Below are 24,003 nucleotides of genomic sequence, written 5' to 3'. Positions count from 1 at the left end.
GAGGTGGCGAGGGAGGTGCTGAGGGGGGTGGCGCGGCGGCTCACGGGTTCTCCCCCTTGATGAGCTTCGGCAGGTCCTTCGCGTAGTCCTCCATGGTCGTGCTCTCCCCGTACAGGACGTAGCCCTGGTCGGTCGTGGGGGAGAAGGCGACCACCTGGGCGCCGTGCATGGAGACGACCTTGCCGTTGGCGTCCTTCGTCGCGGGGTCGATGCCGATGCCGATCCGGCGGGCGCCCGCCTGGATGGTCGCGAAATCGCCGGTGAGGCCGACGAAGGACGGATCGCCCGCGGCGGGCAGCCACTTGCCGAGCTCGGCGGGGGTGTCCCGCTCGGGGTCGGTGGTGACGAAGACGACCTGGAGCTTGTCCTGGTCGGCCTTGGGGAGCTGCTTCTTGGCGATGGCGATGTTGCTCATCGTCAGCGGGCAGACGTCCGGGCAGTGTGTGTAGCCGAAGTAGATCAGCGTCGGCTTGCCCTTGGTCTGCTCGCGGAGGTCGTACGTCCGGCCCTTGGTGTCCGTCAGGACGAGGTCGGGCTTCTCGAAGGGGCGGTCCAGGACGGTCGCCGCCCCGGTCCTGGGCTGGGTGGAGACGTCGGCGACGGCGCCGCCCGTCGCGGATCCGGTGCTGTCGTCGCCCTGGGTGAGGGCGAAGCCTGCAACGACGGCCAGCGCCGCCCCGGCGGCGGCCACCGCGATGAGCGGGGCGCGCCGCGACGGGCGGGGCCGTTCGTCGGTCTTGTCGATGGTCATGTGGGGTTCTCTCTCAGGGGTGTTGCGTGCCGGAGCCGGCGCTGCTGCGGACGCCGGCTCCGGCTCCTGTGCTGGTGGCGCTGCCGGCCGTCAGGCGGAGCGGCGGCGGCCGGCCAGGACGCCGAACGCGACTCCGGCGGCACCCGCGACGATGCCCAGGACGCCCAGGACGCGGGCGGTGGTGTCGGTGGCGTCGGCGTGGGCCGCGGCCCCGGTGCTGCCGGCCTCGGCCGCGGCCTCGGCGGTGTGGTCGTCGCCGTGCTCGGCCTCGCCGCCCTTGGCCTTCGCCGCGTCCTCGCTCTTGGCGTCGCTGGCGCCGCCGCCGTGGTGGTCACCTGTCGCCTCGGAGAGGGTGAGGACGGGCGCCGGGTGCTCCGGCTCGGCCGCACCCTCCTTCGGCTCCTCGATCCAGCGCACGACCTCCTTGTTGTCGTACGTCTGGAGGGCCTTGAAGACGAGCTGGTCGGCGTTCTCGGGCAGCTGCCCGAGCGAGACGGGGAACTGCTGGAACTGGCCCGGAGCGATCTTGCCGCCGTCCGCGGTCCAGGTGATCTTGGAGACGGCCTCGGTGATCTGCTTGCCGTGCACCGTGAGCGGCTTGGCCAGCTTGGTCTTGGTGACCTCGGCCTTCCAGCCCGGGACGGGCTGCGGCATCACGGAGGAGAGCGGGTGCTCGGCGGGGACCGTGACCTCGAGCTTCACCGTCGAGGCGTTGTCGCGCTCGTTGGGGACCTTGAAGTTGACCGTGGCGTAGCCGCCCTTGGCGGCCTCGCCCTGCGGCTGCACGCTGACGTGCGCGAAGGCGGTGCCCGAGAGGAGCAGCACGGAGGAGGCGGCGACGACGCCCGCGGCGGCGAGACGAGAGAAGTTGTTCATGGCAGGGAACACTCCACGGAAGCGGCAAGCTGGAAGCTTGATCGGAAAGGGTGAGGTGACCGTCCGTGCGGGGATGCGCACGGACGCCGCGACACCACTCCCGTCGTATGCCGTCGAGTGGGTCGCGTTCAGGCTGCGAGAGCGAGGGCGGCCGGCGGGCCGCGCCTGATCACCGAGTGCTGGAGTGCCCCCGTCGCGGGCGGCGGCGGGGTGTCGAAGTCCGTACGGACGGGGCGCGGGACGGCGCCGGGCGCGCCGGGCAGTCCGGCGATCAGGGTGCGTACGAGAACGAGGGCGGCGCGCAGGGCACGTACGAGCGCGCCCTCGGCGATCTCGGTGGCGCCCTCCGCCGAGAGCCGCACCAGCCGTGACAGCGCCACGTCGCCGCGGCGCAGCAGCCAGCCGGTGGCCAGCGCGACCAGCAGATGGCCCAGCATCATCGGAACGTCCGGCAGCACCCCGGCGGCTCCGGAAGCGGTCGCGGTCGCGGTGGCATCGGCGGCGCCGGCGCCCGCCGTGTGCTGATGCCCGGAGTGGGCGATGCCCGCCGGGTCGATGCCGGCCCGCGCGACGATCCGGTGGGCGTCGGCGGGGCTCAACGAGGCGGCGCCCGCCCCGCAGAGGAGCTTCGCCGCCGTCCTGATCAGCGCGTCGTCGGCGGGCGGTGCCACCGTGAGGTGCCGCTGGCCGAGGCCGAAGAGGACGTGCAGGGTGAGCTGCCCGCCCGCCAGGGCGGTGGCGATGACCGGCAGCGAACGCTCGCGCCCGGCGAGCGGTGCCGCCACCGCGAGAACGATCACGAAACCCGCGAGCAGCGTCCACCAGGGGACGGGCGCACACGCGGCCAGGACGTGCCCCAGCGCGGACAGCACGACGCAGACCGCGGCGAACACCGCGGCCCTCAGCAGCCGTAGACCGGCTCCGGCGTGTGCGGTCGCGGACGCGACCGACGGGTGGGCAGACATGGCCGGGCCATCATCGCACTGCGCCCGTCACCGCCGAGCGGCAGGTCCGGAAGATCACTTTTCCGTCCGCTTCGTACGGATGCTTCCGGCGCCCGCCGCTCCGGGCGGGCGGGCGCGCGCGTCGCCACACGCCCCCGCGCAGGCGGCCGGAGAAGCACCCCGGCGTGCCTCACGCGCACCCGCGTGCGCCGAACACCCGGGCGCGTACCCGGGGGTACACGACGTGTATGCCGGACATACACCGGCGTACGCCACATGCGCGTCCGCCGAACGAGGGTCATTGACGCCTCTCGCGTCAACCAGGCGCTTACGAACCCTGCCTTGCGGCAATACGTATCGGTATGTCGAGCCGCAGCCAGGAGGCTGGAGCATGAGCATCTGGTGGTCTCTCCATCTCCGGCGCGAGGCTGCGAGCGTTCCGCTCGCCCGTCGCCTCTTCCTCGGCACGATGGAGACCGCGGGTGTCGATCCCGACATCTCCTACGATCTCTCGGTCGCGCTGACCGAGGCGTGTGCCAACGCCGTCGAGCACGGCGGGGACCCGGGGGCCGGACCTCCGTCGGAGGCGTACCGGGTGACGGCCTACCTCGACGGCGAGAAGTGCCGTATCGAGGTCGCGGACTCCGGACCGGGCTTCCCCGACCGGCGTCCCCCCACCGCCGCGCTCGCCATGGAGCACGGCCGCGGCCTCTGCCTCATCGAGCAGCTCGCCGACCACGTCAGCTTCGGGAACCGGCCGGGGCACGGAGCGGTGGTCTGCTTCGACAAGATGCTGAAATGGCGCGAGGACGCCCTGCTCAGAACCAGCTGAGCGGGGCGCCCTCCGCCGTCCGGGCGCGATGCGCGGTGTGGCGCTGCGCGGCGCGTCAGCCCTTGAGCCGGGCCATCCACGCCTCGACCTCGTCGGCCTGGCGCGGCAGCGCGGCCGACAGGTTCCGGTTGCCGTCCTCCGTGACGAGGATGTCGTCCTCGATCCGGACGCCGATGCCGCGGTACTCGGCGGGCACGGTCAGATCGTCGGCCTGGAAGTACAGACCAGGCTCGACGGTCAGGCACATGCCCGGCTCCAGCGTCGCGTCCACGTACGTCTCGGTGCGCGCGGCCGCGCAGTCGTGCACGTCCATGCCGAGCATGTGGCCGGTGCCGTGCAGGGTCCAGCGGCGCTGCAGCCCCAGCTCCAGGACCTTCTCCACGTCCAGGTCGCCGAGCAGCCCCCACTCCACCAACCTGGTGGCGAGGACGCGCTGGGCGGCGTCGTGGAAGTCGCGGTAGGGGGCGCCCGGCTTCACCGCGGCGATGCCGGCCTCCTGGGCCTCGTACACCGCGTCGTAGATCTTGCGCTGGAGCTCGTCGAAGCGGCCGTTGATCGGGAGGGTGCGGGTGACGTCCGCGGTGTAGAGCTCGGTGGTCTCGACGCCGGCGTCGAGCAGCAGCAGCTCGCCGGGGCGCACGGCGCCGTCGTTGCGCACCCAGTGCAGGGTGGTCGCGTGCGGGCCCGCGGCGCAGATCGAGCCGTAGCCGATGTCGTTGCCGTCGACGCGGGCGCGCAGGAAGAACGTTCCCTCGATGTAGCGCTCGCTGGTGGCCTCGGCCTTGTCCAGGACCCGTACGACGTCCTCGAAGCCGCGGGTGGTCGAGTCGCACGCCTTCTGGAGCTCGGCGATCTCGAACTCGTCCTTCACGAGGCGCGCCTCGGAGAGGAAGACACGCAGCTCCTCGTCGCGCTCCGCGGTGACCTTGTCGGTCAGGGCGGCCTCGATGCCCGCGTCGTGGCCGCGGACGTTGCGGACCGGACCGGTCGCCTCGCGCAGCCGCTCCGGCAGTTCGCGGACGTCCTTCGCCGGGATGCCCAGCAGCTGCTCGGCCTCGGCGAGCGAGTGCCGGCGGCCGACCCACAGCTCGCCCTGGCCGTCCAGCCAGAACTCGCCGTTCTCGCGGTCGGAGCGCGGCAGCAGGTGGACCGTCGCCTCGTGGCCGTCCTTCGTGGGCTCCAGGACGAGCACACCGTCGTGGGTCTGGTCGCCCGTGAGGTACGCGTACTCGGTGGAGGCGCGGAAGGCGTACTCGGTGTCGTTGGAGCGGGTCCTCAGGTTGCCCGCGGGGATGACGAGGCGCTCGCCCGGGAAGCGGGCGGAGAGCGCGGCGCGGCGGCGCGCGGTGTGCGCGGCCTGCGCGATCGGCTCGAGTCCTTGCAGCTCGGTGTCGGCCCAGCCGGACTTCATGTTCTCCGCGAGCTCGTCGGACACTCCCGGGTACAGCCCGTTCTTGCGCTGCTTGATCGGCTGTTCGTCTGTCTCTTCCGGGCCCGCTGCGTCAGCAGCAGAATCTGACACAGCCGGGGTGAGCTCATCGGCCACGGGTCCGCCTCCTTGTTGGTACGACACTGAACCCTCACCCATCGTACGGGCGTGCGGAAGGGGCCCATGGCCGCAAGCCCCCCACACAGTGGTATATCGGGAGTGATCTATTCGAACCATGCCGCCAGCATCACCACGTCCTCGCCGTCCGGTCCGCCGCCCGCTCCGTCCCCGCCCGCTCCGTGCCCGGCCGCTCCGTGCCCGGCCGCTCCGTGCCCGGCCGCGCCGAGCCCGCCCGGCAGCACGGTCCGAAGCACATGGTCCGCGGTCGCCGCGGGGTCGTTCCGAGCGGCCCTCGGCACGCTCGCCGCGGCCGCGTGCAGCCGCGCGAACGCCCGGTCCATCGGGTCGCCGGTGCGCCGCAGCAGACCGTCGGTGTAGAGCAGCACCGTTTCGCCCGGGGCGGGCGAGAACTCCACGCTCGGCGCCTCCCAGCAGGCCAGCATGCCCAGCGGCGCCGACAGCGACGTCTCCACGAACTCGGTGCGCCGCTCCCCGGTGATCAGCGGAGGGGTGTGCCCGGCTCCGGCGAGCACGATTTTCCTGAGCGCGGGTTCGCAGTACGCGAACAGCGCGGTCGCCGAGCGGGCCGGCTCCGTCAGCCGCAGCAGCAGCTCCAGGTCGGACAGTACGGCGACGGGGTCCTCGCCCTCCATCACCGCGTACGCCCGCAGGCTGGCGCGGAGCCGTCCCATCGCGGCCAGTGCGCTCGGCCCCGAGCCGGTGACCGAGCCGACCGCGAGGCCCAGCGCGCCCTCGGGCAGCGGCAGCGCGTCGTACCACTCGCCGCCGCCGCGCGGTCCGCCGAGATGGCGGGCTGCGAGCCGGACCCCGGGCACCCGGGGGAGCCGGCTGGGCAGCAGCTCCTCGGCGATCGTGGCCATGCGCCGGCGCGCCCGGTCCAGCTCCAGGAGCCGGGCCAGATGCTCGGTGGCGTACCGGCCGTAGAGGCCGACGAGATGGCGCCGGCGGTCGGCGGGCTCGGCCGGCTCGTCGTAGAACCAGACGGCGACGCCCAGCCGTCCGGCCTCCTCGGTGGCGAGCGGCAGGGCATAGCTGGCGGCGTAGCCGAGGCGGGCGGCGACCTCGCGCAGGCGCGGGTCGAGACCCTCGTCGCCGAACAGATCGGCCTGGGCGACCGGGCCGGGGAGTCCGGCAGCCCCTCTCACCCCCGTACCCGCTCTTGCCGGGCCGTCGAGTCCGTCGAGTCCGTCGACACCGTCCAGTCCCGTGAGTCCCTCGAGGATCCGGCCGTAGGTGGTGGCGCTGCGCGGGACGGTCTCGATGTGGCCGAGGTCGGCGTGGGCGAGTCCCAGGCCGACGGTGAGGGCGGGGCCGCGACCCTCGGGGGGTTCGAGGACGGCCATGCCGCGGCGGGCGCCGACCAGAGCGGCGCCCGCGCGCAGGAGTTCGTCGAGGGCGGCGTCGAGAGCGCTGGTCCTGGCCAGGCGCTCGGTGAGTTCGTGGAGGGTGGTGAGGTCGGAGACCCAGCCGGCCAGCCGGTCCTGGAGCACCGCGCCGGGGCCGGAGGCGGCGGCGAGGGAGGCGGCAGTTTGCGCCGGAGCGGGAACCGCTGAATCGATTCCAGCCACTTTCGGCAGGTGAGGGGCGCTCATGGCAGCCGACTTTCCCGCGGGTGCGTTTCGGCCAATAGCATCGCAAACCCCCATGTCATTCTGCGCCGCTATCGATGGATCCACATGTACACGGACACGTGAGGGGATGTCCAGCATTGTCCTGCGGGAATCGCTGGTGTCCACGGGGCGTTCGGCGGGTTGCTAACTTGGCCAAAAAATGCCCCCCATGGCCGCTATTTGCGGTCGACTGAGGGCGTTCGAGTAGGGGGCACCTCCAGGGGCCGGGATCCGAGAAAGATCCAGAGTCCGACGTCCCGCGAAGTCCGGCCGGTGAAGGCCGCGACGTCCGGGAAGGCCCAGGAGGAGCGTCATTCCGGACGTGGTGGGTACGTAAACGGTGACGGTCAGGGGCAGTTGGGACGGCCCCGGAACCTGGCGGGGGGCCCGGGCGTCTTAGCCGCCGAGGCCGCCGAGCCTCATGTCGAGTGGCAGGACCAGCGGAACCAAGTTCAGCGGACCAGCTCAGCGGGACGGTAAAGCGCCATGCACGCGCCACCCCTCGCCACACGTTTAATGGACACAGCCCACGTCCGTCCGGCCCTCTATGGCGCTCGTTGCCGCAAGTGATCAGGGGACGCCCCATGCCCATGGCAAGGGGTGCTGACGCGGTAGCAGTACGCCCGGCAGTACGCACAGTGAAGTGATGCACACATGGTGTGATGTGGCCCTCGGCGTTCAACGGAAAGGAACGAGCGCTCATGCGCGAGATCCCCGGAAGGCGACGCAGGCTCCGGTTCCGGCACAGGCGGACACCGCTCAAGGGGACGCCTGCCCAGCTCGACGCGGCGCTCACCTGCGCCACGGAATGGCACTGGCCCGTGCTGCCCGGCGTGGGGCTCCGGCCTGCCGGCCCCGGTGACCGCGGACGCGGCTGCGCCTGCCCCGACCCCGAGTGCGTCGTCCCCGGCGCGCACCCCTTCGACCCCGGAATCCTCGCGGCGACCACCGACGCGCGCATGGTCCGCTGGTGGTGGACCAACCGTCCGGCGGCTCCGATCGTGCTGGCCACCGGCGGCCGCGCACCGTGCGCCGTGAGCCTGCCCGCCATGGCGGGGGCGCGTGCGCTTGCCGCGCTCGACCGGATGGACATCCGGCTCGGCCCGGTCGTGGCGACCCCCACCCGCTGGTCGCTGCTCGTCGCCCCGTACTCGATGGAGCGGCTCGGTGAGCTGCTGTACGCGAAGGACCGGGTGCCCAGTTCGCTCCGCTTCCACAGCGCCGGCGGCTATCTGATGCTGCCTCCCTCGGAGGTCGGCACGGGACAGGTCCGCTGGGAGCGCGCCCCCCTGCCCGGGACGGCCGAGCCCTGGCTGCCGGATGTCGAGGCGGTCGTGGACGCGCTGGTCGAGGCGAGCATGAGCGCGCCCGCCGGAGGATTCAGTCCGCCGGAGTCGGGGGACGGCACCCGGCTCACCTACTGATGCCCTTGCCGATTCCCTGCTTGCGCTGACTTCGCGCTTGCGTACGTGAATCCGGGGCTCGGCTCACTCGTACGGGTGTGAGCTGAGCCCAGTTGCGGGGGACTTGGGCGCGCGGGCCCCGAGCGCCCTCGTACCGTCGATATCTTCGGCCCACCGTCACATGTCACACCTCTTCGCGCCGGCAGGTGGGCCGCCCCATGAACATCCGCACGACCGGGCTCGCACTCGCCGTCGTCTGCGCCGCCATGCTGCCGATCGCGGCCTCCGCCGGACCCGTCTCGGACAGCGGGCCGAGGAACGGGTCATGGAGCGGGTCGCGGAACGGTCCGGCGAAGGTGCCGGAGCACCCGTCGGGGAACATGGCGGGGAACGTACCGGCGCATGGCAAGACGGCGGGCCGGCGGGAAATTCTGGCCGAAACCGATGCGGCCGCAGTCGATGCGGCCGTACCCGCGCGGGCACGCACGAGCGAACGCTGCGGCCCGGAACTCACCTCCCCCGACGGCGTCGAGGCACAGACCTGCGTCCTGGACGAGGGACCCGACACCTGGGCGCGCACGTACTACCGCAACGCCACGGGCGAGCAGCTGAGCTCCGTGCTGAGCCTCATGGGCCCCGGTGGCAGGACCGTCCAGACCCATTGCGTCGTGGAAGCCGGGGACGAGCCCGCGGTCTGTGAAACACCGCGTGAGAAGGCCCTTGGTGAAGTGGGCGAGTATGCGGCGGTGGCGGAGTTCGCGGGTTCCGGAGATCTCGGAGAAGGCCCGCTGCTCTTGCGTTCGGGAAGCAACTCACCCGCTGCTACCGGCAGTTGACGCGGGGTGCGGGAGCGCGGTGAAATCCGCGAATAGCAACGCCCGGTCGCTGGCGACGGGGGATGCACCAGCGACCGGGCTTCCTGAACGGTAACAAGAGATCTGCTGTTCGCAAATTCGATCTCGGGTATTCGGACAGGGAATTGCAGGGCAGTTTGGGACTTGTGACGGGGATCACCTGTCGGGCGACAGAAATCGTCACTGTCGCCGACCGGTAGGTCAGCTGAGGGTCACCTGACGGTTGGTGAGCCCGCCGCGCGCCCGGCGCTCATCCGCGGTGAGCGGGGTGTCGGGGGCCAGCGCCTCCGCCAGTCGCTCGGCGAACTCGGCGGCCGGCTTCTCGCACTCCTCGGCGCTCATCCCGGTCGGCAGGTCCCAGACCGGGACCACGAGCCCGTGCGCGCGGAACGAGCCCACGAGCCGCGTTCCTTCGGTGAGGTTCGACGTCCCCGCGGCGTGCAGGCGCGCGAGCGCGTCGAGGAGGTTCTCCTCGGGGTGCGGCATGACCCAGCGAAGGTGGTTCTTCTCCGGGGTCTCGCACCAGTACGCGGCGTCCACGCCGGTCAGCTTCACGGTCGGGATCGCGGCGGCGTTGGCGCGCTCCAGCGAGGCGGCGATCTCCGGGCTCGTGTTCTCGGCGGAGTTGGGGATCCAGAACTCGAAGCCGCTGTGGACCACCGGCTCGAACGGCGCGGACGGGTCGAGCAGGTCCTGCAGCCGCGGCGCGTCGGCGGGCGCGCGCTCGACCTTGACGGGGCTGCCGGGCGCGGCGGTCAGCGCGCGACGCAGGGTGTGCGCGATGTCGCGGCTCAGGTCGCCGGAGACCGTGTCGTTCTGCAGGGCGAGCAGGATGGAGCCGCTGTCGCGGCGCAGCGCGGGCCAGGCCATCGGGAGGACGGTGGCGAGCGTCACGGACGGTACGTCGTCGGGGAGGCCGTCCTTGAGCGTCAGCTCGACGGTCGCCGCGGGGACCAGTTCGCGCAGCGCGATCCAGTCGCACTCGCCGGCCAGTCCCTCGAAGGGACGCTGGACCGGCTCGGTCGCGGCGGTGGCGGCGGCCCGGCCGTGGCAGGCCTTGTAGCGACGGCCCGAACCGCAGGGGCAGGGCTCACGGGCCCCGACCACCGGGATCTCGCCATCGGTGAGCTGCGGCTTGGCGGCCTTCGTCTGGGTGCGCTTCTTGGCCATGGTGTGGCTCTCTCCCGAGGACAGCGGTGCTGTGTGGTGCCTGTGTCTCGGGCGCGAGCCTAGCCGTTACGGGGCGGAGGGCCGGTGCGCCGTGTCGCGGGGGTGTCGCCGTGGGCGGCCGGCCCGGTGCTGCCGTGCGCGGCCGGGCCCGCGCTTGCGCTGCGCGGCCGGCCTGTTCCGCCGTGGGCGGCCGGCGCCTGCTGTCGTACGCGTGGTCGCGTGCGTGTACGGGCCCCGGAGGCATGTGCGCGAAGCGCGCATGCGAGGCGGGCGGGCGAGGGCGCGGGCAAGGGTGCGGGCTTGGGTGCGGGCTTACGCGTCACCGTACGTGTCGTCGTACACGTCCACGAAGTCGAACCCCGCGCCGGGCGCGGTACCGGAACTCGGGCCGGTGACGCGCGTAGCGAAATCGTCGCGGCGATGCCCCTCCGTGACGAGCACCCACACCGTGACCTCACCGGCCGCGCTGTCCCGTACGCCCCAGTCCTGGGCGAGCGCACTGATGATGTTGAGCCCGCGCCCGCCGTGCGCCGTGACCGAAGGCGTGGCCGGAATTGGTCGGGTCGGACCGCCCCCGTCCGTCACTTCGACGGTCAGTCCGCCTGTCGTGTCGACGCGCCAGGCGGCACGGATGTCGCCGTCGCCGACCTCGGCCTGCCCCAGCGGCCTGCCATGCCGACAGGCATTGCTCAGTAGTTCGGAAAGGATCAGAACAGCATCGTCGACGACCGATTCGGACACCCCGCTGCGTCGTAGCTGCTCACGCATCCGGTGCCGCGCCTCACCCACGCCCGCAGGGCCATGGGGAACGGCCATGCACGACGACGTGGGCACCTCCTGTGCCACCACCAACGCCACCCCCGAGACCTCCTTTGCCCCACGCCACGGTGTGGATGCCCCACTGGACTGGACCGGAAACCGGCCAATCCGTGTCTGGTGACGCACTCGTCACGGTCGAATACGGTTCGAACGCGCCGGTGCACTCCCTGTAGCGGGGCGTGAGGGACTTCGGACGCGCCGGCGCCTTACCGGCGGCCCAGCTGGGCAAGCACCTGCCGGGGGCGGTTGGTGATGATCGCCTCGACGTCGAGGCCGACACAGAGATCGACGTCCTCGGGCTCGTTCACGGTCCAGACGTGCACCTTGTGGCCCGCCGCGTGCAGTCGCTCGACGAACGCGGGGTGATTGCGTACGAGCCGGATCCCCGGTCCGGCGATACGGGCGCCGGCGGGCAGTCGCGCGTCGCGCACGCGCAGTTGGAGGAACTGCATGAGGTAGACGGTGGGAATGGTCGGCGCCGCGGCCGCGATCCGCTGCAGCGAGCGCGACGAGAAGCTCATGATGCGCACCGGCGACGCCCCGGCCGCGGCCGGGGCGTCGAGTCCGAAGCGCTTCAGCAGCAGGAGCAGCCGCTCCTCGACCTGACCGGCCCAACGGGTGGGGTGCTTGGTCTCGATCGCCAGGTCGATCGGCCGCCCGGCGTCGGCGACCAGCTCCAGCAGCCGTTCCAGGGTGAGCACGGACGTGAACTCGCGGTCCCCCCAGTCCGGGCTCTCCTCGCTGTCCTTCCAGGAGCCGAAGTCGTGCGCGGCGAGCTCGGAGAGCTCCAGGGCGGAGACGGCGCCGCGGCCGTTGGACGTGCGGTTGATGCGGCGGTCGTGGACACAGACGAGATGGCCGTCCGCGGTGAGACGCACATCGCATTCGAGGGCGTCGGCCCCGTCCTCGATGGCCCTCATGTAGGCGGCCAGAGTGTGCTCGGGAGCGTCCTCCGAGGCACCGCGGTGAGCGACGACCTGGATCGGGTGTGGTGTCACCGCGTCATGGTGACATCGTCCGGGGGCAGGGCGCCGCCCTCCTGCCCGTAATGTCCGGGATAAAGGGGGGCGCGGATATGCACAGGTCCTGCTTACAGTGGCCTGACAGCCGGTGGTAAAAGCTGAACGCAGCGGACCGACGGTACGCAAGCATCGCGGAATCGAGGAGAGAAAGCTGTGAGCACCGAGAACGAGGACAACGAGGGCACTGCAGGTCAGACCGCCCCGTCCGTACCTCCCGTGCCTCCGTCCGGGCCGGCGGCCGCTCACGACAGCGATGCGTCGCCGACGGAGCGGATGGGGACGGTGGCGCAGCCGGGTTCGCCGGCGGCGCCCGCCGGTGCCGCGGTGCCTCCCGTGCCTCCGCTGCCGGCCGACTCCCCGACCGTGGCGCACCACACCGCCTCCGCCCCCCACGCCCAGGGCGGCTGGCCCCCGGCGACCCCGGCGTCTCCCTGGGGCGCACCCGCACAGCCGTTCGGCCCCGGCCCTGCGGCCGTCCCGGCTGCCAAGCGCTCCGGCGGCGGCCTGGTCGCCGCCGTCCTCGCCGCCGCGCTGGTCGCCGGCGGCATCGGTGGCGGCATCGGCTACTGGGCGGCCGAGCGCAACGACAACGGCTCCGTCTCGACGACCGTCTCCGCCGGCGACGCCCCCGCCGACTTCAAGCGTGAGCCCGGCACGGTCGCGGCGGTCGCCAACAAGGCGCTGCCGAGCGTCGTCACCATCGAGGCGAAGTCCGACGCCGCCGAGGGCGAGGGCGGCACGGGCACCGGTTTCGTGTACGACAAGCAGGGCCACATCCTCACCAACAACCACGTGGTGGCTTCCGCGGCCGACGGCGGCGAACTCTCCGCGACCTTCTCCGACGGCAAGACGTACGACGCCGAGGTCGTCGGCCGCGCACAGGGCTACGACGTCGCCGTCCTCAAACTGAAGAACGCCCCCGCCGGACTGACACCGCTGCCGCTCGGCAACTCCGAGCGGGTGGCGGTCGGCGACGCGACGATCGCGATCGGCGCCCCGTTCGGCCTCTCCAACACGGTCACCACGGGCATCATCAGCGCCAAGAACCGCCCGGTGGCCTCGGGCGACGGCTCCAGCGGCAAGAACTCGTACATGAGCGCCCTGCAGACCGACGCCTCGATCAACCCCGGCAACTCCGGCGGCCCGCTGCTCGACGCGCGGGGCGCGGTGATCGGCATCAACTCCGCGATCCAGTCCGCGGGCAACGGCCTGGGCCAGTCCCAGGCGGGCTCCATCGGCCTCGGCTTCGCCATCCCCATCAACCAGGCCAAGAACGTCGCCGAACAACTGATCAAGACCGGCGAACCGGTCTACCCCGTGATCGGCGCCACGGTCACCATGACCGAGGAAGCCGAAGGCGCCACCATCCCCACCGAGGGCACCGGCGGCACCCCCGCCATCACCCCGAACGGCCCGGCGGCCAAGGCCGGCCTCAAGGCGGGCGACGTCATCACCAGGTTCAACGGCAAGCCCATCGACAGCGGCCCGACCCTCATCAGCGAAATCTGGAACCACAAGCCGGGCGACAAGGTCTCGCTGACCTACGAGCGCGACGGCAAGGAGTCCACGGTGGACGTCACCCTGGGCCAGCGCAAGGGCGACAGCTGACGGGCTAGGCTGTGCAGGCACCGCACCCGGGGGACCACCCGGGTCGGCGGTGCGAGGTGGGTTGCCCGAGCGGCCTAAGGGAACGGTCTTGAAAACCGTCGTGGCAGCGATGTCACCGTGGGTTCAAATCCCACACCCACCGCAGATGAACGACCTCTGACCAGGGCCAATGGTCGGGGGTCGTTCGTCTTCGCGTGACTGCTAGTGACCGAGATTCCCTGTGGTTCCCCGTCAGATCGGGCACGGGAGGGCACGCGGATGAAGCAGGGGGCGCGATGGACGAGGATCAGACCGCGCGGGCTGTGGCGCAGGGGATGCATCAATACGACGTGGATCGGCGGCAGGCCGAGCGTCGCTGGGTCCGAAAGATGAGCATCTACTTGTTCGTCGCCGGACGGTTGTCGGACTCGTGATCCTGGCCTCGTTCGGCAAGCTCGGCTTCTAGCTGACCTTCGCGGGTCCAGGTGTACCAACTGGGGTCGGTGGAGCGGCTTTGGGCGGGAGCTGCCATGGGGCGAGAGATCATGGCCCCTTACACTGACCCGCGAATCGGCCGGCTCCTCGCCTGCCCGCAATTGCCCGATCGGGGCCATGATCTTGGAGGCTCGCCCCATGGCGGCTGCCTAAGACCGTGTCCTACATGGTCAGTTTGAGGAGCCGTATGTAGCAGCAGCGAGCGGCTGCCAAACCGAGGAAGGCCAGGTAGTTGCCTGGTTCTCGTTCGTACCGGTGGTTGAGTCTGCGGTAGCCGGTCAGCCAGGACATGGTGCGTGATGGCCAAGCGGTTGGAGCCCCACCGGTCCCTCGCCCCGGTCGGCGCGCTACTGGAGTGCGCGAAGGGCTAACGGTGGCCCGGGTGATCCATTCCAGGTACTCGGCACGGCCGGCGTCGATCGTGAACGCGATGACCTCAGGCAAGTCGTAGGGGTGGTTGTCCACCAAGTGCTTCTCCAGCGCCTCGCGCCGGTCACCGGTCGTACGGAACGTCACCTGATACTCGGTGCCCTCGGTGCCCTCGGTGCCCTCGGTGCCCTCGGTGCCCTCGCCGAGGTGTCGGTACGTCGTTTCGATGGGCCCGATCACCTGCCCGGAAGCTGCTAGGCACGCCTCCACAGCCGAGCGCGACAGCTGGCGCGCAGCGTCCTGATTGTCCACAGCCGTGATTACGCACGGCCGGTCACCTGACCTGCACCCAAAGCCCCGCTGGTCGCTGGCCTCAGCCAGCCGACGGATCGTTTACCCGACCAAGGCTCGGCTCTCACTGTAGAGACACCTCCGACTCTCCCGCAGAAGCAGAGAAGCCGTGCGCGGCCCTCCGCGAGGCAAGGCTTCTGTCGCGTAATCAGGACATCTCGTAGAGGCCCACTCGAACTGCTGATCGCCGCGCACCAGCAGCCCACCGGAACGACCGCATCGGCTCAACTGATCATGATCCGAGCTCTGTTCCACGCCGAGAGGCGGTGGTCTGAGCGAGTACCCCGGATACCGGAACGCCACCTCAGCCTGTCCGGAAACCATGGCCATGACCCGTTGATCACTTGAGGGGGTCTTATCTCACTCATATGGTCAATTCCGACCGCAGCGGTGAACAACCACAGCAGGGGACACAGATGGAAGACGGGCGAACAGCGGGGGTAGTCCTGGGGATTGCGGGCTTTAACGCGGCCCTGACCATTGCGGCAGCCGTCGTCACGTGGCATGACGGCCCCACTCCGTGGGCGGCCGCTGCCGCGAGCTCCGTACTCGTGTTCCTCGTGCTTCTTCGCAAGCGCTGATGGCCGCGATCCGTGCGAGCAACTTCAACATCTCCGCCATCAAGAAGGAAACGTCCCCTTGAAACTCTCCTACCGCATAGCCACCGCCACCCTGGCCGGCCTGGCCCTCGTCGGCACAACTGCCGCGCAGAGCCACGCGTTCGCCCCTTCGGCCTTTGCCTCGGGTTCCTTCGCAGGCGATGTCTCGCCCGAAACCGCCGCACTGGCCGAGAACATCCAGGCACTTCAGAGCCAGTCCTCCGTGATCGACGGGGAGCAGGCCAAGGCATGGGTGCACAGGGTCGGCGCAGATGTGGACGGCAAGAAGATCACTGCGCACCTCAAGACCGGCTCGTCCCTGGTGACGGAGGGCGCCACCGTCTACAAGTTCAAGAACGGCAACACCCAGGTCGCCGTTCCCATCAGCGGCCAGGTCGTCGGCGCGAGCCTGAACGTGGTGTACGACGCGTCCGGCAAGCTGATCGAGACGCTGGAGATGCAGCTCGTCCACGACGACAAGACCGGCCACGCACAGGTATGGCGCGACGGTGCTCTCACGGCCGACAAGATCATCAACGCAGCGGACCTGCCCAAGGACCTGAGCGTCAAGCAGTCTCAGCCCTCGACCTTCGGCTTCAGCTGGAGCAAGCTGAACAACTGTCTGGCCAGCGCGGGCATCTCATCCTGGACCCTTGCGCTGATCGGTACCGCGTGTGCCGCCGCCTGCGTGGGAACCGCCGGTGCTGCCTGCGTACCCTGCATCACCGCCGCCGGAGGCCTCGGCGCGGGCACCGTGTGGTTCTGCATCGGCAAGGCAACCACCTGATAGGCCTCACGCCAGAGCAAGAACCGCGGCCGTTCGCCCTCAATCGCAGTGAGGGCGAACGGCCGCAGGCCGTTGGACCAGGTTAACCGCGCCCATCCAGCACCTCCGAGCGGCAGAGGCAACGAAGTGGCGCACCACGGCTGTCCGCGCGAAGTCGTCTGAGTCCCGGCCTCAATGCAGCCGTCGACGCCCAGCGCGGCCCTTCGAACACGGGGATGATCTGGCGCCAGAAGCTCACTTCACAGAACGGGAAGGCTAATCGACGACTCCCCGGATTGTCGTCTGGCAGCCGGTGGCAGCCGTGGCAGCCCAGCGCCCCAATGGACCCCGGATACCGCGGTCAAACTCGGGGCTGGATGGTCGGTTTGTCGATTCTCCGAGCCGCCGGCCGGTCGACGGGCCGACTCTTCGCCGAGGAGATCGCGTGCCCGCTGGGCCTGGACTTCTTCATCCGTCTGCCTGCGAGGGCACGCGATAGTCAGCCGCATGTCGTACCGGCCGCCGACCGTGAACCTTACGGCGGTGCCGACCGAGTCGGTTCCTGAGGATCTCCGTGAACAGGTCGCCGCTTGGCGTGACCCGAACTCACTGAGCAATCGGGCGTTCGCGGTAACCGATCCGGCCGAGATCTTCGACTCGCCAGGGTGCGGGCTGCGGGACTCCTGTCATCCAATGGCATCGGCACCGCACGGGCTCTCGCCCGCGTGCACGCCGCGCTGATTGGCGAGGTCGACGGAGTACGACTGTTCGCCCCGAGACCCTGGCATCAGCGACGAAGGAACAGGCCAGTGGGAAGGATCAGGTGATGGTGATCACCAGCCGGTTCGGCACCGGCTACATGCTGCCCATCGAGGGCAACGCCACCCCGGCCGCAGGCGTTCGGTTACACGGGGTGCGGTGGCTCACTTGCTCAGGCAACTGGGGAACGAGCAGGTCAATCACGGTGAAGGCTGTTCCCACAGCACTCTCTTGAAAACCGTCGTGGCAGCGACGTCACCGTGGGTTCAAATCCCACACCCACCGCTCCGCAGGTCAGAAGTTTGCAGGTCAGAAGGGGTGCCACTCTCCGGAGCGGCACCCCTTCCGCATGCACTCCGTCCCACCTTGATCCGGCGGTGTCCCACCGCTGTTCGAGCGCGTGCGGCCGACCTGCGGCCAGGATTCACGGCCCCGCCTTGGCGTAGGAGGTACGGAAGCGCTGCGGGCATTGGCAGGAGGTGCGGTGCAGGTCAGGTGCAGGTCATGGGGGTTCGGCACGTGGGTGCTCGGTCAGTGGGCGAAGACCGTGCTGGCCAGGGCGACATGGACGGCGGTTCCGCCGAGGATGCTCAGGACGGCCTTGCGCTGCCACAGGTGGAGCGCCGCGGTGGCGGTCAGGGCGGCGATCGCCGGCAGTCCGTACGGCGCTGTGGCCAGGGGGAGGTCACGCAGGGTGTACACGGTGAGGATCACCATGCTGCCGACGGGCATGTGGTCGCCCAGGTGGTGCACGGTGTCCGACGAGCGCAGCGGGGCCAGCGCGGCGAAGGGCAGGGCGCGCAGGGCCCAGGTGATGGCCGTGCAGATGAGGACGGCGGCCCATATGTAGGGGGTGTCAGGCACGGGTCGGCTTCCGGTCGTGGACGTATCGGCGGGCGAGGAGCCCCGTGGTGAACAGGGCCATCGCGGCGAGCAGCATCTGGTCGGGGAAGGCGAACCGGGCGACGAGCGCACACACCAGTGCCAGCACCGGTGCGGGCAGGTCGCGCCTGGCCTTGTATCCGTCGATGGCGAGGACGGTGAACAGAGCGGTCAGGGCGAAGTCCAGGCCCACGAGGCGTTCCGGGAGCAGGGCACCGACGAGGGCGCCCGCGGTGGCGCCGAGCACCCAGTAGCCCTGGCAGAAGACCTGGAGCCACAGGATTCGGCCCTTGGTCCAGGAGGCGGCGGCCGGTGCCGTGGACAGCGCGTACGCCTCGTCGGTCATGGCGAAGGTGGCGTACGCCTTCCCGGTGGCGCCGGTGACCCGGTGCAGCGGAAAGGAGAGCGCGTAGAAGACGTGGCGGAAATTGACCAGGAACGCCGTCACGGCGATCTGCGCCAGCGGGGCCACCGCGACGATCAGTCCCACGAGCAGGAACTCCAGAGAGCCTGCGTAGACGAACGCGCTGATGACGCTCGCCCACCACCAGGCCAGGCCCTGGTGGCTGACCAGCACGCCGAAGGCCACGCCGAGCGGGAAGAGCGCAAGGCCGACCGAGCCGGTGTCCCGAACCGCCTGCTTGAGGCCGGAGTGGCCGGGCGGAACCGGTGCGGGCGGAACCGAAGCGGGCGGAACCGAAGCGGGCGCGGGCGGAACCGAAGCCGCCGGGGGCGGAACCGAGGCCGCCGGGGGCGGGTCGGTCGCGGGCTGGACGTGCCCGCCCCGGGCGATCGTGTGCGTGGAACTGGGCATACCGGCAATGCTAGGTTGAAAAGGACGAAATATGGTTGCGGGTTATGGCCGCACTCTGGGGGTGTGCGCAACAGAATGAAGCTCGATGCCCTGGATCAAGCAATTCTGAGTCACCTGCGTGCGGACGGGCGGCTGAGCAATGTCGAGCTGGCCAAACGCGTGGGCCTGACGCCGGCCCCCTGCCTGCGGCGGGTCAAGCGCCTGGAGGAAGCCGGGGTCATCACGGGCTACCGGGCGCGTGTGGACGCCGAGGCCGCAGGCCGCGCCTTCGAGGTGGTGGTGGCGGTGGAGATCGGTGTGAACGACCTCCGGACAGTGGAGCAGTTGGAGTCGCTGCTGGCCTCGTACGACGAGGTCGTCGAATGCCGCCGCCTGTTCGGCCGGCCTGACTACTTCATTCGCGTCGCGGTCGCGGACCACGCGGCGTACGAGACCTTCCTGACCACCAAGCTCATGGGGCTTCCGGCCGTCATCCGGGTCGACTCGCACCTGACCATGAAGAAGATCAAAGGCGACGACTGACCGGCAGGGCCCTACCCGTGCCGCCGTGCCGCCGTGCCGGGCGGCCGAAGCGCACGGGGACCCCTGGGGAGTACAGGACGCTCACCGGCTCGCCGACCGGCCGGGGCAGGCCCGCCGCGGTCACCAGGTCCTCGTCGCATGTGAGGAGTTCGGCGCGGTGCAGGGGCCAGCGGGGGTGGGTGTTCGGGAGGTGGACGGGGCGTCCGAGCAGGGTGCTGTGCATGCCCCAGCGGGCGGTGAGGAAGTGTTCGAGGGCGGTGGGGGCCGCGATACGGTCACCGATCCGCAGGGTGATCCGGCTCTGTGCGCCCCGGGGCCCGGGCCAGCGTCGGGTGCTGGTGTACGTGAGCGTGGTGCCGTCGCGCCGGACGGCCATCTTCGACCAGAGGTAGGGGAGCCGGAAGGCGGCCCGTCCGATCGTCACCGGTATGAGGCGCGACGCGTCCAGGGAGCGGAAGACCACGCCGCGGCGCCCGTGGCTGTCCACCGAGTAGAGGCGGACGTTGGTCTCGGGGAAGCTCCCCAGGTAGGGCACGCCGGGAAGCCGGAACCATCCGACGCGGTGCATCCGGAAGGCCACGAGACCGACGTACGTCACCCCGTCCAGCGTGTCCGGGACGCACCCGGCCGGCAGCAGCGGGGCGACGTCGACGGGGTCGGCGCCCCAGTGGAGGAAGGCCAGGTCGAGCCAGGACTGGGTGAGCAGAGGGCGCGGTGTGGCGCCGGGCGGATGGGCCGTTATGGGTTCGGGTTCCGGAGGGAGGGGGCTCGGTGTGGTCGGCACGGCACGAGGATCCCAGAGCCGGCTGTACGGGCCCGGGCCGCCCCCTGAGGTGTCGTCAAGGGGCAGCCGTGGGCGGACGGCTCGGCGGGGACGCGGGTCTGCTACCCGCGGCGCCCCGCGTTGAGGCGGGCTGCCGACGCGATCGTGGCGCGGGCCTCCCGCTCGGTGAGCCCGGTGCTGAGCGCGGCGGCGACGAGCTCGTCCACGAGCACGTCGCCGAAGCCGTTCTCGTATGCGCGGCAGGCGGCCCAGAAGAGCCGGGTGTTGCGCTGGCCCTCATGGGCGGCGCGTACGAAGTGGACGAGCCCTTCGCCCCGTGGCGCCCGGTCCGCTCCGTCCCCCCGGTCCACTCGGTCCGCTCGGCCCATCCGATCCTCCGCAGGCGGGTGCACCGGGTGCACCGGGTGCGCGGAGGGCGCAGAAGGCGCGATCAGACGTAGCAGTGCGTGCGGGCAGGGCGCGAGAGGCAGATGCGCGGTGCCCGGCGCGAGCCGGTACGCCCCGTGCGCGGAGACCGAACCCGGGCCGACGAGGTATCCGCCGCTGCCCCGGATGTCGATGCCCGGCGCCAGGCGGCTCGCCGAGTTCGGTACGACGACGTCGGGCGGGCCGGTCAGCCACAGATGGCGTCCGCCGCTCGGCGTGAGCACGGTGACCGTCTCCGGGACCGTGAACAGATGCTGGAGCGCCAGTTGCTGAAGGGCGGCAACGGAATCCGGCCCGCCGGCCCCGGCTGCGGTCCCGCCCCCGGGCCCGGCGCTCTTCGTGTCGAGGTCGATCCCGATGAGGTGGTGCGGCGGACGGCCGCAGGCGATGCCGTACCCCGTCGCCCAGGGCGCCGCGGCGAAGAGCGCGCGGACGGCGGTGGGGTCGGTCGTCGCGTCGTACACGCCGTGTCCGGGGAGTCCGCATTCACCTCGGCAGAGGACCGGCTCCGGGTCGCGGCGGTGGGGTGAGGGCAGGGCGGGGAGTTTGGTGGGGGACAGCGGGATCACGGGGAGCCCGCGCTCGGCGGCGGAGAGCGCGTGGGCGAGGGCCAGGGTGGTGCTGTGCCGGTCGGTGATGGCCATGGTTCTATGTTCGTACAGGAGTTCGAATAAGGGAAGAGGGGTCGGGTGGATTGCGGAGAATGTGCAGGAACGCTTCTTCTCATGGGGTGGGCGGGTTCCGCCGCCTTGTAGGCGTCTGACCTGGGGGTTGAGCGCATGGAGGATGTTTATCGACATGTCCTCACGCGTGAGGAGGAATCCGGGCCTCCGGGGCGGTTCGCCGGGGTTTCGGTGGGCAGCTCTCGAATCGCGACGTCGTGACCACGACCGAGGCGGTCGGCCAACTGCCTGGGTTCCAGCCGAACTTCCGTACGTCCGGTGCACTCACGGTGCACCTACGGTTCCTGGAGGAAAGACATGGCAAGCATCCGTACCGCTCGCGCCCTCGCCGCTGTCGCCGCGCTGCCCCTCGCCGCCGCACTCTTCACGGGTGTCGCCCAGGCCGACAACGGCGCCTTCGCGGGCGACGGATCGAACGCGTCCGTTGCCGAGATCAACGGCAGCGGTGTCGGTGACGACAACTACGGCAACTCGACGACCACCCAGCAGGTGGCCACCGGCGCCGGGGCGTCCAACCGGAACAACACGGCCAGCGTGAACGGCTCCTTCTTCACGGCGATCGACCAGTCGAACGACTCCGTCACGGTGAACTTCTTCGAGCTCTGGTAGGCCGGGGCCCGACGGGGTTCCGACCGAGGGGTGGATCGCGGCCTGCGCGACGGTGTCACGGCACCGGAGCGCAGGCCGCTCCGCGTTGTCTGCCCGCGCCCGCGCCCGTGAAGGTACCGATGCCGACGCCGATGCCCGTGCCCGTGCCCGTGCCCGTGCCCGTGCTCGTGACCTTGACAGGCGAGCGCTATCTGACGGACAGTCAGAAATCCGTCCTGCGCCGCCAGGGAGGCCGCCGCCGTGCACCTCGCCCCGACAGAGCGCCAGCAGCGGCTGCGCGCCGAACTCCGCTCGTACTTCCGCGACCTCATGCCTGACGGACCCCCGGCCCCCGACGACGCGGCGGAGCAGCGCCGGCTGCTGCGGCGGATCGGCGGAGACGGGCTGCTGGGGCTCGGCTGGCCCGTCGAGTACGGAGGCCGGGGGCGCGGCGCCGACGAGCAGTTCCTCTTCTTCGACGAGGCGTACCGCGCCGGCGCACCCGTCTCCATGGTCACGCTCAACACGGTCGGCCCGACCCTCATGAAGTACGGGACCCAGGAGCAGAAGTCCTTCTTCCTGCCGCGGATCCTGCGCGGAGACCTCGTCTTCGCGATCGGGTACAGCGAGCCCGAGGCCGGTACGGATCTGGCGTCGCTGCGGACGAGGGCGGTGCGCTCCGGGGACTCGTGGCTGGTCGACGGGCAGAAGGTGTTCACGTCCAATGCCCAGAACGCCGACTGGATCTGGCTCGCCTGCCGTACGGATCCGGACGCGCCCAAGCACCAGGGGATTTCGATCGTCCTCGTGCCGACGGACGCGCCCGGATTCTCGTGGACGCCGATCGAGACCGTCGGCGGGCTCACGACGACGGCGACGTACTACGACGGGATGCGCGTCCCCGTCGCGAATCTGGTCGGTGAGGAGAACGGCGGCTGGGGGCTGATCACCGACCAGCTCAACCACGAGCGGGTCGCGCTCGCCGCGATCGGCATGCAGGCGGAGGATTTCGCGGCGTCGGCGCTCGCGTACGCCCGCACCCCCGATCCGGTGACGGGGGTGCGCCCGGTTGACGAGCCGTGGGTGCGTTCCAGGATCGCCGAGGTGCATGCCCGGCTCGCGGCAACGCGCCTGCTCAACTGGCGTTTGGTGGGGGATGTGGGAGCCGGGCGACTGGCCCCCGGCGATGCGAGCGGCGTGAAGTTCGCGGGAACCGAATCGGCGGTCGAGGCGTATCGAATGTGCCAGGAGATCACGGGGGAGGCGGGGTTGGTGAGGGCCGGTTCGCCGGGGGTGTTCGGGGACGGGGAGCTGGAGCGGATGAACCGGGCGGCGCAGATCAACACCTTCGGGGGCGGGGTGAGCGAGGTGCAGCGGGAGATCGTCGCGACGATGCGACTCGGTATGCGGAGGGGGAAGCGGTGAGCGCGGACGGAACGGGTGCGGACGGAGCGGGTCCGAGCGGCGCGGACACAGGCGGCACGGGCGGCGCGGGCGCGGGTGGAGCAGGCGCGGACGGGATGGACGGGCTGCTGAGGACGTACGAGGGGCGGCGGGTCGCGGACAACGCGGGCACCGGCAAGGACCTCGTCAACGAGCCCATGATCAGGCACTGGTGCGAGGCGATGGGCGACACCAACCCGGCGTATGCGGGGCCGGACGCCATCGCTCCGCCGACGATGCTCCAGGCATGGACGATGGGTGGGCTGTCCGGGCACGCGGACCGCTCGGGCGCGTACGACGAGCTGTCCGCGCTGCTCGACGGCGCGGGGTTCACCTCGGTGGTGGCGACCGACTGCGAGCAGGAGTATCTGCGGCCGCTGAGGCCGGGCGACCGGATCACCTACGACTCGGTGATCGAGTCGGTGTCGCCGCGCAAGACGACCAAGCTGGGGACGGGGCATTTCGTCACGACCAGGATGGACATCCTCGCGAACGGCGAGCTCGCGGGGGCTCACCGCTTCCGCATCCTCAAGTACGCCCCGGCTGTCGCGCCCCGGCCGAAGGAGCCCGGGCCGAATCCGTCCGAGTCGAAGCCGCCTGGGCCCCGGCGTCCGCGCCCGGTGATCAACCGGGACAACGCCGGCTTCTGGGACGCAGTCGCCGAGCACAGGCTGCTGATCCAGCGCTGCGGGGGGTGCGGGACGCTGCGCTTCCCCTGGCTGCCCGGGTGCGGGGCCTGCGGATCGGCGGAGTGGGACACGGTCGAGGCGGCAGGCGAGGGCACCGTCTACTCGTACGTGGTGATGCACCACCCGCCCTTCCCCGCCTTCGATCCGCCCTACGCGGTGGGGCTGATCGAGCTGGCCGAGGGTGTGCGGATGGTCAGCAACGTGGTCGGGGTGCCGTACGACGAGGTCCGCATCGGGATGCCGGTACGGCTGGAGTTCCTGCGGGCGGACGAAGAGTTGGAGCTGCCGGTGTTCCGTCCTGTGGAAGCGCCCGAAGAACCTGAACAACTCGAAGAACTCGAAGAATTCGAAGCGCGGAGGAACCGCGAGGCGCTCGCAGAGGGCGTGAGCTGAGC

General features: G+C 70.8%; 23 protein-coding genes, 1 tRNA gene and 2 pseudogenes. 11 read left to right on the top strand and 15 right to left on the bottom strand.

Going from position 1 to position 24,003, the window contains the following annotated elements; genetic code table 11:
- Positions 1–40 precede the first annotated feature (40 nt).
- The 3 genes from KK483_RS17425 to KK483_RS17415 form a co-directional block, all read right to left on the bottom strand.
- A complete protein-coding gene (locus KK483_RS17425) occupies positions 41–751 on the bottom strand; it encodes an SCO family protein (protein WP_262006141.1) in 711 nt (236 codons plus the stop codon).
- A gap of 90 nt (positions 752–841) precedes the next feature.
- A complete protein-coding gene (locus KK483_RS17420) occupies positions 842–1,627 on the bottom strand; it encodes a YcnI family protein (RefSeq protein ID WP_262006140.1) in 786 nt (261 codons plus the stop codon).
- A 128-nt stretch (positions 1,628–1,755) separates the two neighbouring features.
- Complete coding sequence (locus tag KK483_RS17415) at positions 1,756–2,592, bottom strand: hypothetical protein (protein ID WP_262006139.1); 837 nt, start codon at positions 2,590–2,592, stop codon at positions 1,756–1,758.
- Positions 2,593–2,962: 370 nt separating this feature from the next.
- Here KK483_RS17415 and KK483_RS17410 point away from each other — a divergent pair, with 370 nt between their 5' ends.
- Positions 2,963–3,403: an ATP-binding protein gene (locus tag KK483_RS17410; RefSeq protein WP_262006138.1), complete on the top strand. Its 441-nt coding sequence runs from the start codon at positions 2,963–2,965 to the stop codon at positions 3,401–3,403.
- A 55-nt stretch (positions 3,404–3,458) separates the two neighbouring features.
- Here KK483_RS17410 and KK483_RS17405 read toward each other — a convergent pair whose 3' ends face one another.
- Positions 3,459–4,949, bottom strand: a complete 1,491-nt coding sequence (locus KK483_RS17405) for an aminopeptidase P family protein (protein WP_262006137.1) — start codon at positions 4,947–4,949, stop codon at positions 3,459–3,461.
- A 107-nt stretch (positions 4,950–5,056) separates the two neighbouring features.
- Positions 5,057–6,682, bottom strand: coding sequence for a PP2C family protein-serine/threonine phosphatase (locus KK483_RS17400; RefSeq protein WP_262009562.1), 1,626 nt, complete (start codon positions 6,680–6,682; stop codon positions 5,057–5,059).
- 602 nt (positions 6,683–7,284) lie between these two features.
- Here KK483_RS17400 and KK483_RS17395 point away from each other — a divergent pair.
- Positions 7,285–8,007, top strand: a complete 723-nt coding sequence (locus KK483_RS17395; protein WP_262006136.1) for a bifunctional DNA primase/polymerase — start codon at positions 7,285–7,287, stop codon at positions 8,005–8,007.
- A gap of 163 nt (positions 8,008–8,170) precedes the next feature.
- Here KK483_RS17395 and KK483_RS35330 read toward each other — a convergent pair whose 3' ends face one another.
- Positions 8,171–8,368 (bottom strand): hypothetical protein, encoded by a 198-nt coding sequence (locus KK483_RS35330; RefSeq protein WP_313879285.1) that lies wholly within the window; start codon positions 8,366–8,368, stop codon positions 8,171–8,173.
- Between KK483_RS35330 and KK483_RS17390 the strand changes: the two genes are divergently transcribed.
- Positions 8,367–8,822 (top strand): hypothetical protein, encoded by a 456-nt coding sequence (locus KK483_RS17390; protein ID WP_313879283.1) that lies wholly within the window; start codon positions 8,367–8,369, stop codon positions 8,820–8,822. The two genes, KK483_RS35330 and KK483_RS17390, sit on opposite strands and share 2 nt — an antisense overlap.
- A 219-nt stretch (positions 8,823–9,041) precedes the next feature.
- Here KK483_RS17390 and KK483_RS17385 read toward each other — a convergent pair whose 3' ends face one another.
- The 3 genes from KK483_RS17385 to KK483_RS17375 all read right to left on the bottom strand — a co-directional run bounded on the left by KK483_RS17385 (position 9,042) and on the right by KK483_RS17375 (position 11,827).
- Positions 9,042–10,010, bottom strand: a complete 969-nt coding sequence (locus KK483_RS17385; protein WP_262006134.1) for an SEC-C domain-containing protein — start codon at positions 10,008–10,010, stop codon at positions 9,042–9,044.
- Between the two features lie 312 nt (positions 10,011–10,322).
- Positions 10,323–10,955, bottom strand: a complete 633-nt coding sequence (locus KK483_RS17380) for an ATP-binding protein (RefSeq protein ID WP_262006133.1) — start codon at positions 10,953–10,955, stop codon at positions 10,323–10,325.
- A gap of 80 nt (positions 10,956–11,035) precedes the next feature.
- Positions 11,036–11,827: a glycerophosphodiester phosphodiesterase gene (locus KK483_RS17375; RefSeq protein WP_262006132.1), complete on the bottom strand. Its 792-nt coding sequence runs from the start codon at positions 11,825–11,827 to the stop codon at positions 11,036–11,038.
- Between the two features lie 177 nt (positions 11,828–12,004).
- On the opposite strand from KK483_RS17375, the gene KK483_RS17370 reads away from it, so the two are divergent.
- The 3 genes from KK483_RS17370 to KK483_RS17360 all read left to right on the top strand — a co-directional run bounded on the left by KK483_RS17370 (position 12,005) and on the right by KK483_RS17360 (position 13,872).
- The gene (locus KK483_RS17370; RefSeq protein ID WP_262006131.1) at positions 12,005–13,459 is read left to right on the top strand and encodes a S1C family serine protease; all 1,455 of its coding nucleotides are present in this window, start codon (positions 12,005–12,007) and stop codon (positions 13,457–13,459) included.
- 55 nt (positions 13,460–13,514) lie between these two features.
- Positions 13,515–13,601 (top strand) — tRNA-Ser (locus tag KK483_RS17365).
- A gap of 133 nt (positions 13,602–13,734) precedes the next feature.
- Entirely contained in the window at positions 13,735–13,872 is a 138-nt protein-coding gene (locus KK483_RS17360) for a hypothetical protein (protein WP_262006130.1), read from the top strand.
- Between the two features lie 223 nt (positions 13,873–14,095).
- On the opposite strand, the pseudogene KK483_RS17355 reads toward KK483_RS17360, so the two are convergent.
- Together KK483_RS17355 and cutA are read right to left on the bottom strand one after the other, a co-directional pair.
- Positions 14,096–14,230 (bottom strand): annotated as a pseudogene (locus KK483_RS17355) (IS5/IS1182 family transposase); the annotation flags it as partial.
- Positions 14,231–14,326: 96 nt separating this feature from the next.
- Positions 14,327–14,614 (bottom strand): annotated as a pseudogene (cutA, locus tag KK483_RS17350) (divalent cation tolerance protein CutA); the annotation flags it as partial.
- 678 nt (positions 14,615–15,292) lie between these two features.
- Here cutA and KK483_RS17345 point away from each other — a divergent pair.
- Positions 15,293–16,039, top strand: a complete 747-nt coding sequence (locus tag KK483_RS17345) for a hypothetical protein (RefSeq protein WP_262006129.1) — start codon at positions 15,293–15,295, stop codon at positions 16,037–16,039.
- 1,269 nt (positions 16,040–17,308) lie between these two features.
- Here KK483_RS17345 and KK483_RS17335 read toward each other — a convergent pair.
- Together KK483_RS17335 and KK483_RS17330 are read right to left on the bottom strand one after the other, a co-directional pair.
- A complete protein-coding gene (locus KK483_RS17335) occupies positions 17,309–17,641 on the bottom strand; it encodes a branched-chain amino acid transporter permease (protein WP_262006128.1) in 333 nt (110 codons plus the stop codon).
- Positions 17,634–18,473 (bottom strand): AzlC family ABC transporter permease, encoded by an 840-nt coding sequence (locus KK483_RS17330; protein WP_262006127.1) that lies wholly within the window; start codon positions 18,471–18,473, stop codon positions 17,634–17,636. The genes KK483_RS17335 and KK483_RS17330 overlap by 8 nt, the downstream gene beginning before the upstream one ends.
- Positions 18,474–18,548: 75 nt before the next feature.
- Here KK483_RS17330 and KK483_RS17325 point away from each other — a divergent pair, with 75 nt between their 5' ends.
- Complete coding sequence (locus tag KK483_RS17325; RefSeq protein ID WP_262006126.1) at positions 18,549–18,995, top strand: Lrp/AsnC family transcriptional regulator; 447 nt, start codon at positions 18,549–18,551, stop codon at positions 18,993–18,995.
- Here the strand turns inward: KK483_RS17325 and KK483_RS17320 are convergent.
- Together KK483_RS17320 and KK483_RS17315 are read right to left on the bottom strand one after the other, a co-directional pair.
- Entirely contained in the window at positions 18,979–19,779 is an 801-nt protein-coding gene (locus KK483_RS17320) for a YqjF family protein (protein ID WP_262006125.1), read from the bottom strand. The two genes, KK483_RS17325 and KK483_RS17320, sit on opposite strands and share 17 nt — an antisense overlap.
- 101 nt (positions 19,780–19,880) lie before the next feature.
- Positions 19,881–20,849 carry a bifunctional DNA primase/polymerase gene (locus tag KK483_RS17315; protein WP_262006124.1) on the bottom strand — a complete coding sequence of 323 codons (969 nt, stop codon included), beginning with the start codon at positions 20,847–20,849 and terminating at the stop codon, positions 19,881–19,883.
- Positions 20,850–21,185: 336 nt separating this feature from the next.
- On the opposite strand from KK483_RS17315, the gene KK483_RS17310 reads away from it, so the two are divergent.
- From KK483_RS17310 to KK483_RS17300, 3 genes are all read left to right on the top strand, one after another.
- Positions 21,186–21,497 carry a hypothetical protein gene (locus KK483_RS17310; RefSeq protein ID WP_262006123.1) on the top strand — a complete coding sequence of 104 codons (312 nt, stop codon included), beginning with the start codon at positions 21,186–21,188 and terminating at the stop codon, positions 21,495–21,497.
- 240 nt (positions 21,498–21,737) lie between these two features.
- Positions 21,738–22,901 carry an acyl-CoA dehydrogenase family protein gene (locus KK483_RS17305; protein ID WP_262006122.1) on the top strand — a complete coding sequence of 388 codons (1,164 nt, stop codon included), beginning with the start codon at positions 21,738–21,740 and terminating at the stop codon, positions 22,899–22,901.
- A gap of 95 nt (positions 22,902–22,996) precedes the next feature.
- Positions 22,997–24,001: a bifunctional MaoC family dehydratase N-terminal/OB-fold nucleic acid binding domain-containing protein gene (locus KK483_RS17300; protein ID WP_262009561.1), complete on the top strand. Its 1,005-nt coding sequence runs from the start codon at positions 22,997–22,999 to the stop codon at positions 23,999–24,001.
- Positions 24,002–24,003: the final 2 nt, after the last annotated feature.

This window comes from Streptomyces sp. FIT100, assembly GCF_024584805.1.
GTDB lineage: Bacteria > Actinomycetota > Actinomycetes > Streptomycetales > Streptomycetaceae > Streptomyces.
This window is presented reverse-complemented; position numbering and strand designations above follow the sequence as displayed.